This is a genomic window from Mesorhizobium sp. M1399, from assembly GCF_040317735.1.
Lineage (GTDB): Bacteria > Pseudomonadota > Alphaproteobacteria > Rhizobiales > Rhizobiaceae > Mesorhizobium.
Window position 1 is genome coordinate 219,975 of the sequence record NZ_JAMYKZ010000004.1, and the last position, 14,762, is coordinate 234,736.

Sequence of the window (14,762 nt, forward strand, 5' to 3'; positions counted from 1 at the left end):
GCTTCGTTACCGCTACAGGTCACGGGCGAAGGTCACAGCCGCGCTTTGGTGGTGCGCGGCGTTGCCAGGAGCAGGCTTGTTTCGCTGCCGGTAATTCCGGGGATCAGGCGGATACGTCTCAGCACCGCATCGAACTCGCTCAGCGTCTGGGTTCCGAGTTCTATCACCAGATCCCAACGGCCATTGGTGGTGTGGATCGTCGAGACCTCGGAGAAGCCGCCCAGCGCCCGGATGACGCGATCTGCGGCATGGCCTTCGATTTCGATCATCATGATGCCACGCACCCGCTGATCGACCGCGTCGGCGCGTAGAATGACGGTGTAGCCGACGATGACGCCTCCTCTTTCAAGTCGCTCGATCCGGGACCTTACCGTTGCCCGGGAGACACCCAGGCTAACGGCAAGGTCGGAAATGCTGCGCCGGGCGTCATGCCGCAAAGAGGTGATGATCTGCTCGTCGAGCTGGTCCATGATTGCTCACAACGGAAGTAGATGCTGCCACTATGGTAAGGCACTTCGACAAATTTGCCAATTTGATATGTTCATTCTGCCAGCGATGCGGGGTTCACTAAAGGCATCGTAATTTGGTGGGGTACGAGAATGCACTGCGTGATCGTGGGAGCACCGATCCAGGCCGGCTCTGGCCGGATGGGCTGCGAGATGGGGCCGAGCGCGCTGCGCACGGCCGGTCTGGCCGGCGCGCTGACCGAGCTTGGCCATACGCTGACCGACCTCGGAACGATTGTCCCTGCCGACATGCGCCCTGTCGTACACGGCAACGCGGTGGTGAAGGCGCTGCCGGAAATCGCCGCCTGGACGGCAGCGATCAGCGAAACCGCCTATGCTGCGAGCGCCGACGCAATGCCGATCTTTCTCGGCGGCGACCACAGCATTTCGGCCGGCACGCTCGCCGGCATTGCCCGCCGGGCAGCGAATGCCGGCCGGCCGCTCTTCGTGCTGTGGCTCGACGCCCACCCCGATTTTCATACGCTCGACACGACGACCAGCGGCAATCTGCATGGCGTGCCGCTGGCCTATGCCAGCGGGCAGCCCGGCTTCGAGGGCTATTTCCCCCGCCTCGCGGCGCAGGTGGACCCGGCTCGCATATGCGCGCTGGGAATCCGCAGCGTGGACCTGGCGGAACGGGATGCGTTGCGCAGAGCCGGCGTGACGGTCCACGACATGCGTTCGATCGACGAGCACGGCATCGCGCAACTGCTTCGCGCCTTTCTCGAACGGGTGAGCGCCGCCAACGGCATGCTCCATGTCAGCCTCGATGTCGATTTTCTCGACCCGTCGATCGCGCCGGCGGTGGGCACCACCGTTCCCGGCGGCGCCACCTTCCGCGAGGCGCATCTGGCGATGGAAATGCTGCATGACAGCGGGCTCGTCACCAGTCTCGACCTGGTCGAACTCAACCCCTTTCTCGACGAGCGCGGCCGCACCGCCACGCTTTTGGTCGACCTGACCGCAAGCCTGATGGGCCGGCGGATCATGGATCGCCCGACGAGGGGGTTCTGAGCCATGACCGTCAATTTGAACATCGTTCCGTTCGTCAGCGTCGACCGCATGATGAAGCTGGTGCTTGCCATCGGCATCGAGCGCTTCCTGGTCGAGCTTGCCGCCTATATCGAAGAGGATTTCAGGCGTTGGGAGCTGTTCGACAAGACGCCGCGCGTCGCCTCGCACAGCATTGACGGCGTCATCGAGCTGATGCCGACCAGCGACGGGCAGCTTTACGGCTTCAAATACGTCAACGGGCATCCGAAGAACACGCGTGACGGCCGCCAGACCGTGACCGCTTTCGGCGTGCTTGCCGATGTCGGCAACGGCTATCCGATGCTGCTTTCGGAAATGACCATCCTGACTGCCCTGCGAACGGCGGCCAGCTCGGCGGTCGCGGCGAAATACCTCGCTCCCGGGGCCGCCAGATGCATGGCGATCATCGGCAACGGCGCGCAATCGGAATTTCAGGCTATTGCGTTCAAGGCGCTGCTTGGCGTCGACAGGCTGCGCCTCTACGATATCGACCCGGCGGCCTCGACCAAATGCATGAAGAACCTTGCCGGCATGGGTTTCGACATCAAGCTCTGCGCGTCGGCGCAGGAGGCCGTTGAAGGTGCACAGATCATCACCACGGTAACCGCCGACAAGCGATCGGCAACAATCCTGACCGACAACATGGTCGGGTCCGGCGTGCACATCAACGCGGTCGGCGGCGACTGCCCGGGCAAGACCGAGCTGCATCGCGACATTCTGCTGCGCTCGGATATTTTCGTCGAATATCCGCCGCAGACGCGCATCGAAGGCGAGAGCCAGCAGCTCGATGCGGACCATCCGATCACCGAATTGTGGCAGGTGATGACAGGAAAGGCAGCAGGCCGGACGGACGCCGGACAGATCACGCTGTTTGATTCCGTCGGCTTTGCGATCGAGGATTTTTCCGCGCTACGCTACGTCCGCGATCAGCTTCAGCGGACCGGCCTTTACGAGGAACTAGACCTTCTGGCCGATCCCGATGAGCCGCGTGACCTGTTCGGCATGCTGCTGCGCGCCGAAAAAGTGGCCGGGCTGGCGGTTGCCCGCAGCTGAGCTGCGATCCCGTCGGTCAGTCCTTCTTTTCCTGGTACAGGCGCTCGGTCGCGCGCTCGCTTTCCCTGCGCTCCGCCGGGCCGCGACGGCGCTGGGTGAGCAGGGCGTAGGCGATCAGGATTGCCAGCAGCAGTGGACCGCCTGCAACAACGAGCAACCACAAACTAGTCTCAAACATCGAACCGTCTCCTTTCCCTCACAACCGGGAAGGACCAGAACCGTTCCTCCGTCTTGTCGGAGGTCGCCCGCACCGCGTGGCGTGATTCAGGATTTTGTGCCTCGAGCAGGACGTTCCACGCCTTGTCGGCATGCAGGATGCTCTTATCTAGAGTCTTATCATTCGGTCACAGGCACTCTCTGCAAAGTGAAGGGAACCACAAGGGCTTTCCGACATTTGGTTGTTCAAGAGACAAACGTGCAGCCACACCGGCTCCGGGGCTAGGAATACCATGCGTGAGAATCAATCCGACGTCTTCGATCTGTTTTCCGAGGTTTACAAGAATGCGGCGCAGGAGGAGATAAGCCTCCAGCAATATCTGCTTGCCTGCCGCGAGGACAAGTCGATGTACGCCTCGGCGCCCGAGCGGATGGTCGAGGCGATCGGCGAGCCGACCTTTGTCGATACCAGCAAGGACGAGCGGCTCGGCCGTATTTTTTCGAACCGGACGATCAAGATCTATCCGACCTTCGCCGACTTTTACGGCATGGAGGATACGATCGAGCGTATCGCCGGTTATTTCCGCTATGCCTCGCAAGGGCTCGAGGAACGCAAGCAGATCCTGTATCTCCTCGGCCCGGTCGGCGGCGGCAAGTCCTCGCTTGCGGAGCAGTTGAAAAGGCTGATGGAGCAGCGTCCGATCTATACGCTGAAGGTCGGCGGCCAGGTCAGTCCGGTCTTCGAATCGCCGCTCGGGCTGTTCGACCCCGACCGCATGGGCGACCTTTTGGAGGACAAATACGGCATCGCCCGGCGGCGGCTGAACGGCCTGATCTCGCCCTGGGCGGCCAAGCGCCTCGACGAATTGTCCGGCGACATCTCCAAATTCAGCGTCGTCAAGCTGATGCCGTCCAGGCTTCGCCAGATCGGCATCGCCAAGACCGAGCCGGGCGACGAGAACAACCAGGACGTTTCGGCCCTGGTCGGCAAGGTCGACATCAGGCAGCTGGAAAACTTCAGCCAGTCCGATCCGGATGCCTATTCCTATAGCGGCGGCCTGAACCGGACGACGCAAGGACTGCTCGAATTCGTCGAGATGTTCAAGGCGCCGATCAAGGTGCTGCATCCGCTGCTGACCGCGACCCAGGAAGGCAGCTACAACGGCACCGAGAATTTCGGCGCTTTCCCCTATCAGGGCATCATCGTTGCCCATTCCAACGAATCGGAATGGCTGCAGTTCAAGAACAACAAGAACAACGAGGCGTTCCTCGACCGCATCCTGGTGGTCAAGGTGCCGTATTGCCTGCGGGTCACGGAAGAGCGGCAGATCTACGAGAAGCTGTTGCGCGAAAGCGAATTGGCCTCCAGCCCCTGCGCTCCGGAAGTGCTCGATATCCTCAGCCGGTTCACCGTTTCGACCCGCCTGGCCGAACACGACAATTCGCCGCTCTACACCAAGATGCGCGTCTATGACGGCGAGAACCTCAAGGAAACCGATCCCAAGGCGAAGTCGGTCCAGGAGTACCGAAACGCGGCCGGTGTCGATGAAGGCATGACCGGCGTCAGCACCCGCTTCGCCTTCAAAATCCTGTCGCAGACCTTCAACTACGACACCGAAGAGGTCGCCGCCGATCCGGTGCATCTGATGTACATCCTGGAAGAGGCGATCAAGCGCGAGCAGTTCCCGAAGGAAACCGAGGCGGACTATCTCGATTTCATAAAGTCGGAGCTCGCCACCCGTTATGCCGAGTTCATCGGCCACGAGATCCAGAAGGCCTATCTGGAATCCTACAGCGAATACGGCCAGAACCTGTTCGACCGCTACATCGCCTATGCCGATGCCTGGATCGAGGATCAGGACTTCAAGGATACCGATACCGGCCAGATCCTCAATCGCGAGGTTTTGGACAACGAACTGTCGCAGGTCGAAAAGCCGGCCGGCATCGCCAATCCCAAGGACTTCCGCAACGAAGTGGTGAAGTTCACGCTGCGCGCGCGGGCCAGAAACCACGGCCGTAACCCGTCATGGACAAGCTATGAAAAGCTGCGCGAAGTCATCGAGAAGCGGATGTTCGGGCAGGTCGAAGATCTGCTGCCGGTGATCAGCTTCGGCTCCAAGCAGGACAGCGTGACGGAGAAGCGGCATACCGAATTCGTGCAGCGGATGATCCAGCGCGGTTACACCGAGCGCCAGGTCCGCCGGCTGGTGGACTGGTACATGCGGGTGAACAAGGCGGGTTGAAGCCAGCCCGGGGTAACATATGCCGATCTTCATCGATCGCCGACTGAACCCGAAGGACAAAAGCCTCGGCAACCGGCAGCGTTTCCTGCGGCGGGCGCGCGAAGAGTTGAAGCGCACCATCCGCGATCAGATCCGCACCGGCAAGATCGCCGACGTGGACGCCGAGCATGCCGTTTCGATGCCGGCGCGAGGCACCGGCGAGCCGAGCTTCAACGATGCCCGGAACAGCGGCAGCCGCCAGCACGTCCTGCCCGGCAACAAGCATTTTGCCCCAGGCGACCGGCTGCCCAAGCCGGGCCAGGGCGGCGGCATGGGATCCGCCCCGGGGAGAACCGAATCGGAGGACGATTTCCGTTTCGTGCTGTCGCGCGAAGAGGTGCTCGACCTCTTCTTCGAAGACCTCGAACTGCCTGATATGGTCAAGCTCAACCTCAAGGAGATCCTCGCCTTCAAGCCGCGCCGGGCCGGCTTCGCCGCGACCGGCTCGCCGACCAACATCAATGTCGGACGCACGATGCGCAACAGCCATGGCCGCCGCATAGCGCTCAGGCGTCCCAAGCAGGAGGCGGTCGACGCTGTCGCGCAGGAGATCGCGACGCTGGAGGCCAAGCCGCAAAACGCCGAGATGCGGCAGCGCATCGTGGCGCTGCAGGAAGAGCTTGAGCGGCTGGAGCGCCGCCGCAAGCGGATCGCCTTTGTCGATCCGGTCGATATCCGCTTCAACCGCTTCGACGCCCAGCCGGTGCCGAACGCCAATGCGGTGATGTTCTGCCTGATGGACGTGTCCGGTTCGATGGGCGAACGCGAGAAGGATCTGGCCAAGCGCTTCTTCGTGCTGCTGCACCTGTTCCTGAAGCGGCGCTATGACCGGACCGAGGTCGTCTTCATCCGCCACACGCACGAGGCGCAGGAGGTGGACGAGGAAACCTTTTTCTACAACACCCAGAGCGGCGGCACGGTGGTTTCCACGGCGCTCGAGGAGATGCACCGCATCGTCGAGCAACGCTATCCCAGCCGCGAATGGAACATCTATGTCGCCCAGGCCTCGGACGGCGACAATTTCGTCACCGATTCCGAGCGCTGCATCGCCCTTCTCGACGAACAGATCATGCGGCTTTGCCAGTATTTTGCCTATGTCGAGATCCTCGACGAGCGTGAGAGCCACATCTTCGGCGCCACCGACAACGGCACGTCGCTGTGGCGTGCCTACAGTGCGGTCAAGCTGAGATGGTCGAACTTCCAGATGAGCCGCATCGCCACGGCGGCCGACATCTACCCGGTTTTCCGCCAACTCTTCGCCAGACAGCCGGGTTATCAAAAGAGCGGTGAAAGAGGGGGCTGATGGCGAGCAAATCCGGGTTGCTGTTTTCCGGTTCCGACTGGGATTTCAGGACGCTGTCGCGCGCCTACCAGACCATCGAGGCGGTCGCCACCGAAGAGCTCCACCTCGACGTCTATCCGGTGCAGATGGAGATCATCTCGTCCGAACAGATGCTCGACGCCTATTCCTCTGTCGGCATGCCGCTGATGTACCGGCATTGGTCGTTCGGCAAGCACTACCTCTACCAGGAATTGCTCTACCGCAAAGGTGGGCGAGGGCTGGCCTACGAACTCGTCATCAATTCCAATCCCTGCATCGTCTATCTGATGGAGGAAAACACCATGGCCCTGCAGGCGCTGGTGACGGCGCACGCGGCGCTCGGCCATAACCATTTCTTCAAGAACAATTATCTTTTCCGGCAGTGGACGGACGCCGGCGCCATCCTCAGCTATCTCGACTTTGCCAAGGGCTATATTGCCCGCTGCGAAGAGCGGCACGGCGTCGATGCGGTGGAAGAGATCCTCGATGCCGCACATGCGCTGATGGAACAGGGCGTGTTCAGATATCACCGGCCGCCGAAGCTGTCGTCGGAAAAGCAGCGCGAGGGGATTCGCGAGCGCCTGGAATACGAGGAACGTTCCTACAACGATCTGTGGCGCACGCTGCCGCCTTCCAAGGACGGCACCAAGGTCCGCGAAACGGATACCATGACGGAGCGCAAGAAATCGCTCAAGCTGCCCGAGGAGAACCTGCTTTATTTCCTGGAGAAGAACAGCCTGATCCTGGAACCGTGGCAGCGTGAGGTCATCCGGATCGTCCGCGTGATCGCGCAGTATTTCTATCCCCAGCGGCAAACGCAGGTGATGAACGAGGGCTGCGCCACCTTCGTGCATTACACGCTGATGAACCTTTTGTTCGACCGCGGCCTGATCGGCGAAGGTGCCATGCTGGAAATCCTGCGCAACCATTCGAACGTGATCTTCCAGCCAGGGTTCGACGATCCGCGCTTTTCCGGTATCAATCCTTACGCGCTGGGTCTCGACATGATGCAGGACATCCAGCGCATCTCGACCGCGCCGACGGCTGAGGACCGCGACTGGTTTCCCGATATCGCCGGCAATGGCGACTGGCGCCAGACCTTGCTGGACGCCTGGGCCAACCATCGCGACGAGTCCTTCATCCGCCAGTATCTGAGCCCTACCCTGATACGGAAATGGCGGTTCTTTGTCCTTGCCGATGCCGCCAACGACCCGCATTACGAAGTCGCCTCGATACACAATGAGCGCGGCTACGAGAGCGTCCGCGCCGCACTCGCCCACAGCTACGACATCGGCGCCAGCCGGCCGGACATCCAGGTGGTGGACGTGGACCTGCTCGGCGACCGGCATCTGCGCCTGCAGCACAAGGTCAAGGACGGCATCGTGCTGGAAGGCGGCAGCCGTGACGCCACGCTGCGCCATATCCGCAAGCTCTGGGGCTACGAGGTCAGCATGGTCGCGGTCGACGCGCAGACCGGCGCCACACTCCACGAACGGTCGACCAGCCAGATCGGGGAATGACCGAACCGGCCTGCAGGGAAGTCGGGTGGCGTCGCCTTTACCGGATCACCAACCACGCTGTGGTCAGGGAGCAGGAACATGCGCGTATTGATGATCGCCGCCCTTCTTCTGGTCGCCGTCACGATGGCGCTCTCGCTCGCGCACGCTTTGGAGTTGCCGGGCAAGTTGCGCCTCAAGGAGGCGACCTACAAATCAGTGCAGGCGATCTACTATCCCGGCTTCACGATCGGCGGGTTTGCCGGGATCGGCGGCATCATTGCACTCGCCATCCTGCTCTACCTGACGCCTTATCCAAGCGCTCGATTCTGGTGGACCTTGGCGGCGCTTGTCTTCCTGCTGGCGGAACATGCGACCTATTGGTTGGTCACGCATCCCGTCAATAATTTCTGGGTGCAAGACGTTGCCATGCCGCAATCAGCCGCGACGTTTTTTTCAATGTTTTCTCGAAAGCAGACCGGCGACTGGAGAGATTTGCGCAACGTCTGGGAGACTTCGCATGTCGCCAGGGCAGGCCTGGCGATGCTGAGCCTCGTCTCAATTGCTGTCGCCGCGACATTTTTTGCTGAATAGCGCCGAGGGGATCAAGACGGCGCCCTCGTCCGCCAATTTGCGGCCACGAACGCTGCATCCGTCAGATCGGGGAACGGGAACCGGCGCCATACTGTCTTAACGTTAAGCGATCCCGCCGTTTCAGCGGTCGGCGCGATGCTTGTTGTGGGCGCTTTCCTGGTGCTCGCCGCGGATGATGTTGCGGTCGTCGGGATCGGCAATGTCCTTGGGGTCCGATCTGAGCTCGGCACCGCGCCGGAACGCCTCGCGCTCTTGCCTGGTCTTTTTCAAATCCGCTTCCGCGTCGAAGTCCTTGCCAGCGTTTTTCGTGTTCTCGCGCTCTTCGATGATGCGCAATTGCTGCTCATGAGTCTTCTTTCCGGCCATTGGTGACGTCCTTCTTTCGATTTTCCGCTTCCCCCAGGGTCCAAATTCGCTACAGCCCGAAAGGATAGGTCTCGGGAAGGCCTGTCCCCGCATGTTCCGGCCCAAGCGGCGTCACGGCACTGGTTTCATCGAACCAGACGAAAGCATCGAACTGGCGGGCGAGCGAGGCATCCGCATAGTGGCTGTGCAACTCGGTCTCCGGCCGGTAGATAACGCCGATAAAGCGTTCCAGCCGGCGCTCCAGAAGCCGTTGGCGCAGCGTGTCGTCGCGCTCGAAATCGAGCAGGAAAGGCGAGACGCCGCTGTCATGGCAAAGCCGCTCATAGCTGTCGTTGTGGGAAGGACGAACCGGTTTCACTTCCATGTCGCCGTCCCAGTCGGTGGCGGCGGCCACCGTCCCGGAATGCGTGCTGAGCCCAATCAAGGCAACCTCGTCGCCAAAACGCTGGCGGCAGAGCTGGCCGATGTTCACTTCGTCCCTGACGATCCCCATCTCGGTATAGCGGGCATCGCCGATATGGGAATTATGTGCCCACACCACCGCCTTGGCGGCCGGGCCGCGGGCCTGCAGCAGGTGCTCCAGTGTTTCGAACATGTGGGTGTCGCGCAGGTTCCAGGACTGCGCGCCGCCGTAATACATGGTGCGGTAATAGCGTTCGGCGGAGGCGACCAGGCGGGCGTTTTGGGTGGCGTCGAGGAAATCGATGCCGTCCTGCTGCGCATAGTCGAGCTCTCTGGAAAGCAGTTCCCGGCATTGCTCGAGCACGGCCTTCTCGCATTTCTGGTAGCCGGAGGTGAGTGCGACACGGCCATAGGTGGCCGGGTCGTTCTGCCACGGCGTCAGGCAGCCATAGCGCTCGCGTGCGATCCTTGCCGCCTGCGGATCGATCCGGTCGAGATATTGCAAGACCGCCGCGATCGACCCGCCCATATTGTAGATGTCGAGGCCATAGAACCCGGCCCGCCGGGAGGATATCCTGATCCGCTCATTATGCTCTCGCATCCAGTCGACGAACGCCGCGACGTCGGTGTTGCGCCACATCCAGGTGGGAAAGCGCTGGAACGGCGGATCGGCGCCCGGCCGCGGTGGCCGGTGACGGACGTAGCGGTCGATCGCCGCGGCATCGGGCCAGTCGGCCTCGACCGCGACGATGGTGAAGCCATGCTTCTCGATCAGCCTGCGAGTGATCGCGGCGCGCGCGCGGTAGAACTCCGACGTGCCGTGGCTGGCTTCGCCGAGCAAGACGACGCGGCGGTCGGCAAACCGGTCGAACAGCGCACCGAAGGCGGGATCGTCGAAATCCGGAAGCGGTTCGGCGGCGGTCGCTATCATCTGCGGCAGGCTGCTTCTGCGCTGATGCCGGTGCGGAAGATCGGCCGCTATTTGGCTGTCGCTGCCTGGCTCGCCCCAGCCTTGCTCGCCGATCAGTGGAACAAACCGCACGCCGCCGAAATCCTCCTCGGTGTAAGTTGCTGCGCCAGTCCGGGTGACTTTGAGCAGGCGCTGCGAGTCGAATTCGTCGCCGACCGGGATGATAAGCCGGCCGGCGACGTCGAGCTGTTCTTGCAGGGCGAGCGGTGCGCCGGGCCCGGCGGCCGCAACCAGGATCGCATCGAAGGGTGCCGCCTCGGGCCAGCCCTTGGTGCCGTCGCCGGTGCGGACTTCGATGTTGTCGTAGCCAAGCTTTTTAAACCGCTGCCTTGCCGTTTCAGCCAACGCGGCGTGGCGCTCGATCGTGTAGACGCGTTCGACGATCCGGCTCATTACGGCAGCCGCATAGCCCGAGCCGGTGCCAACCTCGAGGACGTGGTCACCGGCTCCGATCTCCGCCATTTCGATCATCAACGCAACGATGTAGGGCTGCGATATCGTCTGACCTTCGGCGATCGGCAGCGGCCCGTCCTCATAGGCAAATTCTTCAAAACCAGGCTCGACGAAAGCCTCGCGCGGCACCTCGCGCATCGCCTGAAGGACATTGCGGTCGCGAATGCCACGGCGGCTTAAGTGAATGTCGACCATTTGGTTGCGGGCATGGGAGAGATCGAGCATTTTTCTGCTCCTCCTATGGGCCTCCGCCACAATCGCCCAAGCTGCTCAAACGGCACTTTGGCCGGTCCATGTCCCAGGGCCTCGGCAGTCCGCCTGGATTCATACAATGCGGTGCACCTTCCTAACCGTTGGCAAGCCCCGAGGTTCCCCAAAGACCGACCCGCTTTTGTCGGGCTCGCCAGGTTGCAGGATCGGCAAGCGGCGCTGGCGGCCGCCCAAACTTATTTCGAGGCAAATCCTTTCTCCGGCGCGACGCCACCCCAGATAACGACGGACGAGGGGTATTCCGGAGGCATTTCTATGAACGACGAGGCCCGCACCACTGCGCAAACAACCGGCCTTGACCAGATCGATGTGATGGACCGCTACTGGCGCGCCGCGAACTACATTTCGGTTGGCCAGATCTATCTGCTCGACAATCCGCTCTTGCGCGAGCCTTTGCTGCCCGAGCACATCAAGCCGCGGCTGCTCGGCCATTGGGGCACGACACCCGGCCTCAATTTCATCTATGTGCATCTGAACCGGATCATCCGTGAACGTGGTCTCGATGTTCTGTTCATCTGCGGTCCGGGTCACGGCGGCCCGGCAATGGTCGCGAACACCTGGCTCGAGGGGACCTACAGCGAGATCTATCCCGAGGTCGGCAAGGACGAAGACGGCTTGCGAAAGCTGTTCCGGCAGTTCTCGTTTCCCGGCGGAGTGCCGAGCCACGCGGCTCCGGAGACGCCCGGCTCGATCCACGAAGGCGGAGAGCTCGGTTATGCACTGGTCCATGCCTTCGGCGCCGCCTTCGACAATCCGAACCTTGTGGTCGCCTGCGTCGTCGGCGACGGCGAAGCCGAGACCGGTCCGCTCGCCGCGGCCTGGCATTCCAACAAGTTCCTGAACCCGGCATCCGACGGCGCCGTCCTGCCGATCCTGCATCTCAATGGCTACAAGATCGCCAGCCCGACGATCCTCGGCCGCATGGAAGACGAGGCGTTGCGCAGCCTGTTCCTCGGCTATGGCTACGAAACCTTCTTCGTCGAAGGTCATGAACCTGCTGCGATGCATCGGGAGATGGCCCGCACGCTCGATACCGTGCTCGACCGGATCCACTCCATCCAGGAGCCTGCACGAGCCGCGGGCTGGAAGGGAGAGCGGCCGCTGTGGCCGATGATCGTGCTGCGCAGCCCAAAGGGCTGGACTGGGCCGAAAGAGGTCGACGGTAAGAAGGTCGAGGATTTCTGGCGTTCGCACCAGGTACCGGTATCGAACGCACGCGGCGATGCGGCGCACCGCCAGATCCTCGAAGACTGGATGCGCAGTTACGAGCCGGAAAAACTGTTCGATAAAGGCGGCCATCTCCTGGCGGAGCTCGCGGCGCTGGCACCTACGGGGTCACGACGCATGGGCGCAATCCCCTACGCCAATGGCGGCCTGCTGAAACAGGACCTCGTGCTTCCCGACTGGAAAGGCCTGGCGCTCGACGTACCGCGTCCGGGCGGCACTGTGGGAGAGGCGACGCGCACGGTCGGAAGCTATCTTCGCGACGTGGTCCGCTTGAACGCCGAGGCCAGGAATTTCCGGCTGATGGGACCGGACGAGACATCCTCCAACCGCCTCGACGACGTGTTCGAGGTTACGGACCGCGTCTGGATGGAGCGGATCGAGCCCTACGACGTCCATCTTTCCCGTGACGGCCGCGTCATGGAAGTGCTCAGTGAACATCTTTGCCAAGGCTGGCTGGAGGGCTATCTGCTGACCGGCCGCCATGGCCTGTTCTCGTGCTACGAGGCGTTCGTCCACATTGTCGATTCCATGGTCAACCAGCACGCCAAATGGCTGAAGACCTCCGGCGAACTTGCCTGGCGCAAGCCGGTCGCCTCGCTCAACTACCTGCTGACCTCGCATGTCTGGCGGCAGGATCACAATGGTTTCAGCCATCAGGACCCGGGCTTTGCCGATTTCGTCGCCAACAAGAAGGCCGACACGGTCAGGCTCTATTTCCCGCCCGACGCCAACACGCTGCTGTGGATCACCGACCATTGCCTGAAAACCTACAACCGCATCAACGTCATCGTCGCCGGCAAGCAGCCGGCGCCGCAATGGCTGTCCGCCGAAGACGCGGAAGCGCACTGCAAGGCCGGTGCCGGCATCTGGGAATGGGCCGGGACGGTTGCCAAGGGCGAAGATCCGGATGTGGTTCTCGCTTGCGCCGGCGACGTGCCGACGCTGGAGACGCTTGCCGCAGCCGACATCCTGCGCTCAGGCATTCCGGACCTGCAGATCCGCGTCGTCAATGTCGTCGACCTGATGATTTTGCAGTCGAATTCCGAGCATCCGCATGGCTTTGCCGACGACAGATTCGACGCGCTGTTCACCAAAGCCAAGCCGGTCATCTTCGCCTATCACGGCTACCCCTATCTCATTCACCGCCTGACCTACCGGCGCGCCAACCACGACAACATGCATGTGCATGGCTTTCGCGAGGAAGGCACGACGACGACGCCGTTCGATATGGTGGTGCTCAACCAGCTCGACCGCTATCATCTGGCGCTCGCCGCGATCGCGCGCGTGCCGGGGCTGGCCGAGCGGGCGAAGGATCTTGCCGCGGCGCTGCATGGGAAATTGGCTGAGCACACGGCCTATGTCCGCGAACATGGCGAGGACATGCCCGAGATCCAGAAATGGTCCTGGCCACAGGACAGCGCGACGAGGGCCGGCGATTGATGCGACGATCGATCCTTGCGTTGAATGCCGGCTCGTCGAGCATCAAGTTCCGACTTTACGATCTTGCAGCGTCCGCCGAGCTGGATCTTGCCTCGCGCGGTTCACTGGATCTGGGCGATGCGCCAAGGCTGACCGCGAAAGCCGCCGATGGGGAGCTGCAGTGCGATCGGCCACTTGCCGCAGACGCATCACGCGACATGGGCATCGGCCAGATGCTGCAATGGATCGAGAACGAACTTGGCGGAAGGAAACTGATCGCCGCCGGACATCGCATCGTCCATGGCGGACGCGAGTTCGTCGAACCTGTCCGCCTGATGCCGACAATTATCGAGGCTCTCGACAGGCTGACGCCGCTTGCGCCACTGCACCAGCCGCGCAGCCTCGCGCCGATCCGGGCGCTTGCCGCGTTGCGACCCGACCTGCCGCAGGTCGGATGCTTCGACACGGCCTTCCATCGGACCATCGAGCCTCTGGTCAGCCGTTTCGCGCTGCCGCGCCACTATGAGGCAGACGGCATCCACCGCTACGGCTTTCACGGGCTTTCCTACGAATATGTCGCCGGCCGGCTCAAGCAGATATCGCCCGATCTGGCGGCGAAAAGAACCATCGTCGCCCATCTCGGCAACGGGGCGAGCCTGTGCGCCATGCGCGACGGGCGAAGCGTCGATACGACGATGGGCTTTTCGGCGCTTGACGGCCTGGTCATGGGCACACGCTGCGGCGCCATCGATCCGGGCGTGCTTTTGTACCTGCTATTGGAAAGAGGGATTTCGGGAGAGGCGCTGCAAGACATGCTCTACGAGGAATCCGGCCTGCTCGGCGTGTCCGGCATTTCCGGCGACATGCGCACGCTGGAAGCCAGCGACGACCGCCGGGCGCGCGAAGCGGTGGAGCTTTTCGCCTTCCGCGCCGCCAGGGAGATTGCCGCCCTCGCCAACACGCTGGGCGGGTTCGAATGCCTGGTGTTCACCGGCGGCATCGGCGAGCACTCGGCTCCGGCCCGCAAAGCGATTTGCGACAGGCTTGGCTGGCTCGGCGTGGCGATCGACGAGGCAGCCAACAGCTCCCATGCCGCGCTGATGAGCCAGGCGGAGAGCAAGGTCGAAGTCCGCGTCGTGGCGACCGACGAAGAAGGTGTCATCGCCCGCCACACGCGCAAGGTAATGGAGGGGCCCGGCTGATGCGGATGGCCTC

Annotated in this window: 12 protein-coding genes; 8 read left to right on the plus strand and 4 right to left on the minus strand. The window is 62.4% G+C overall.

The window, feature by feature from the left end; all coding sequences use genetic code 11:
- Positions 1–32 precede the first annotated feature (32 nt).
- On the minus strand, positions 33–470 hold the full coding sequence (locus tag NKH05_RS08250; RefSeq protein ID WP_352481449.1) for an Lrp/AsnC family transcriptional regulator: 438 nt from the start codon (positions 468–470) through the stop codon (positions 33–35).
- 129 nt (positions 471–599) lie between these two features.
- On the opposite strand from NKH05_RS08250, the gene rocF reads away from it, so the two are divergent.
- Positions 600–1,520: an arginase gene (gene rocF, locus NKH05_RS08255; RefSeq protein WP_352481448.1), complete on the plus strand. Its 921-nt coding sequence runs from the start codon at positions 600–602 to the stop codon at positions 1,518–1,520.
- A gap of 3 nt (positions 1,521–1,523) precedes the next feature.
- Complete coding sequence (ocd, locus tag NKH05_RS08260) at positions 1,524–2,591, plus strand: ornithine cyclodeaminase (RefSeq protein WP_023720502.1); 1,068 nt, start codon at positions 1,524–1,526, stop codon at positions 2,589–2,591.
- Positions 2,592–2,607: 16 nt separating this feature from the next.
- Here ocd and NKH05_RS08265 read toward each other — a convergent pair whose 3' ends face one another.
- Positions 2,608–2,769, minus strand: a complete 162-nt coding sequence (locus tag NKH05_RS08265) for a hypothetical protein (protein WP_023720503.1) — start codon at positions 2,767–2,769, stop codon at positions 2,608–2,610.
- Between the two features lie 271 nt (positions 2,770–3,040).
- Here NKH05_RS08265 and NKH05_RS08270 point away from each other — a divergent pair, with 271 nt between their 5' ends.
- The 4 genes from NKH05_RS08270 to NKH05_RS08285 all read left to right on the plus strand — a co-directional run bounded on the left by NKH05_RS08270 (position 3,041) and on the right by NKH05_RS08285 (position 8,440).
- Positions 3,041–4,990, plus strand: a complete 1,950-nt coding sequence (locus NKH05_RS08270) for a PrkA family serine protein kinase (protein ID WP_023720504.1) — start codon at positions 3,041–3,043, stop codon at positions 4,988–4,990.
- Positions 4,991–5,009: 19 nt separating this feature from the next.
- Positions 5,010–6,332 (plus strand): YeaH/YhbH family protein, encoded by a 1,323-nt coding sequence (locus NKH05_RS08275; protein ID WP_023720505.1) that lies wholly within the window; start codon positions 5,010–5,012, stop codon positions 6,330–6,332.
- On the plus strand, positions 6,332–7,870 hold the full coding sequence (locus NKH05_RS08280; protein ID WP_353025246.1) for a SpoVR family protein: 1,539 nt from the start codon (positions 6,332–6,334) through the stop codon (positions 7,868–7,870). The genes NKH05_RS08275 and NKH05_RS08280 overlap by 1 nt, the downstream gene beginning before the upstream one ends.
- A 78-nt stretch (positions 7,871–7,948) precedes the next feature.
- On the plus strand, positions 7,949–8,440 hold the full coding sequence (locus tag NKH05_RS08285; protein WP_353025248.1) for a DUF1772 domain-containing protein: 492 nt from the start codon (positions 7,949–7,951) through the stop codon (positions 8,438–8,440).
- 120 nt (positions 8,441–8,560) lie between these two features.
- Here NKH05_RS08285 and NKH05_RS08290 read toward each other — a convergent pair whose 3' ends face one another.
- Both NKH05_RS08290 and NKH05_RS08295 read right to left on the minus strand, forming a co-directional pair.
- Positions 8,561–8,806: a hypothetical protein gene (locus NKH05_RS08290; RefSeq protein ID WP_023720508.1), complete on the minus strand. Its 246-nt coding sequence runs from the start codon at positions 8,804–8,806 to the stop codon at positions 8,561–8,563.
- Positions 8,807–8,855: 49 nt separating this feature from the next.
- Complete coding sequence (locus NKH05_RS08295) at positions 8,856–10,856, minus strand: protein-L-isoaspartate(D-aspartate) O-methyltransferase (protein ID WP_352481446.1); 2,001 nt, start codon at positions 10,854–10,856, stop codon at positions 8,856–8,858.
- Positions 10,857–11,156: 300 nt separating this feature from the next.
- On the opposite strand from NKH05_RS08295, the gene NKH05_RS08300 reads away from it, so the two are divergent.
- Entirely contained in the window at positions 11,157–13,568 is a 2,412-nt protein-coding gene (locus NKH05_RS08300; protein WP_352481445.1) for a phosphoketolase family protein, read from the plus strand.
- Positions 13,568–14,749 (plus strand): acetate/propionate family kinase, encoded by a 1,182-nt coding sequence (locus NKH05_RS08305; protein ID WP_023720510.1) that lies wholly within the window; start codon positions 13,568–13,570, stop codon positions 14,747–14,749. Before NKH05_RS08300 ends, NKH05_RS08305 begins: the two co-directional genes overlap by 1 nt.
- The last annotated feature ends 13 nt before the right edge of the window (positions 14,750–14,762 follow it).

What these genes read in the sequence shown, in the direction of transcription:
- NKH05_RS08250 (WP_352481449.1), bottom strand. Translation starts at nt 470, where the DNA reads ATGGACCAGCTCGACGAGCAGATCATCACCTCTTTGCGGCATGACGCC.
- rocF (WP_352481448.1), top strand. Translation starts at nt 600, where the DNA reads ATGCACTGCGTGATCGTGGGAGCACCGATCCAGGCCGGCTCTGGCCGG.
- ocd (WP_023720502.1), top strand. Translation starts at nt 1,524, where the DNA reads ATGACCGTCAATTTGAACATCGTTCCGTTCGTCAGCGTCGACCGCATG.
- NKH05_RS08265 (WP_023720503.1), bottom strand. Translation starts at nt 2,769, where the DNA reads ATGTTTGAGACTAGTTTGTGGTTGCTCGTTGTTGCAGGCGGTCCACTG.
- NKH05_RS08270 (WP_023720504.1), top strand. Translation starts at nt 3,041, where the DNA reads ATGCGTGAGAATCAATCCGACGTCTTCGATCTGTTTTCCGAGGTTTAC.
- NKH05_RS08275 (WP_023720505.1), top strand. Translation starts at nt 5,010, where the DNA reads ATGCCGATCTTCATCGATCGCCGACTGAACCCGAAGGACAAAAGCCTC.
- NKH05_RS08280 (WP_353025246.1), top strand. Translation starts at nt 6,332, where the DNA reads ATGGCGAGCAAATCCGGGTTGCTGTTTTCCGGTTCCGACTGGGATTTC.
- NKH05_RS08285 (WP_353025248.1), top strand. Translation starts at nt 7,949, where the DNA reads ATGCGCGTATTGATGATCGCCGCCCTTCTTCTGGTCGCCGTCACGATG.
- NKH05_RS08290 (WP_023720508.1), bottom strand. Translation starts at nt 8,806, where the DNA reads ATGGCCGGAAAGAAGACTCATGAGCAGCAATTGCGCATCATCGAAGAG.
- NKH05_RS08295 (WP_352481446.1), bottom strand. Translation starts at nt 10,856, where the DNA reads ATGCTCGATCTCTCCCATGCCCGCAACCAAATGGTCGACATTCACTTA.
- NKH05_RS08300 (WP_352481445.1), top strand. Translation starts at nt 11,157, where the DNA reads ATGAACGACGAGGCCCGCACCACTGCGCAAACAACCGGCCTTGACCAG.
- NKH05_RS08305 (WP_023720510.1), top strand. Translation starts at nt 13,568, where the DNA reads ATGCGACGATCGATCCTTGCGTTGAATGCCGGCTCGTCGAGCATCAAG.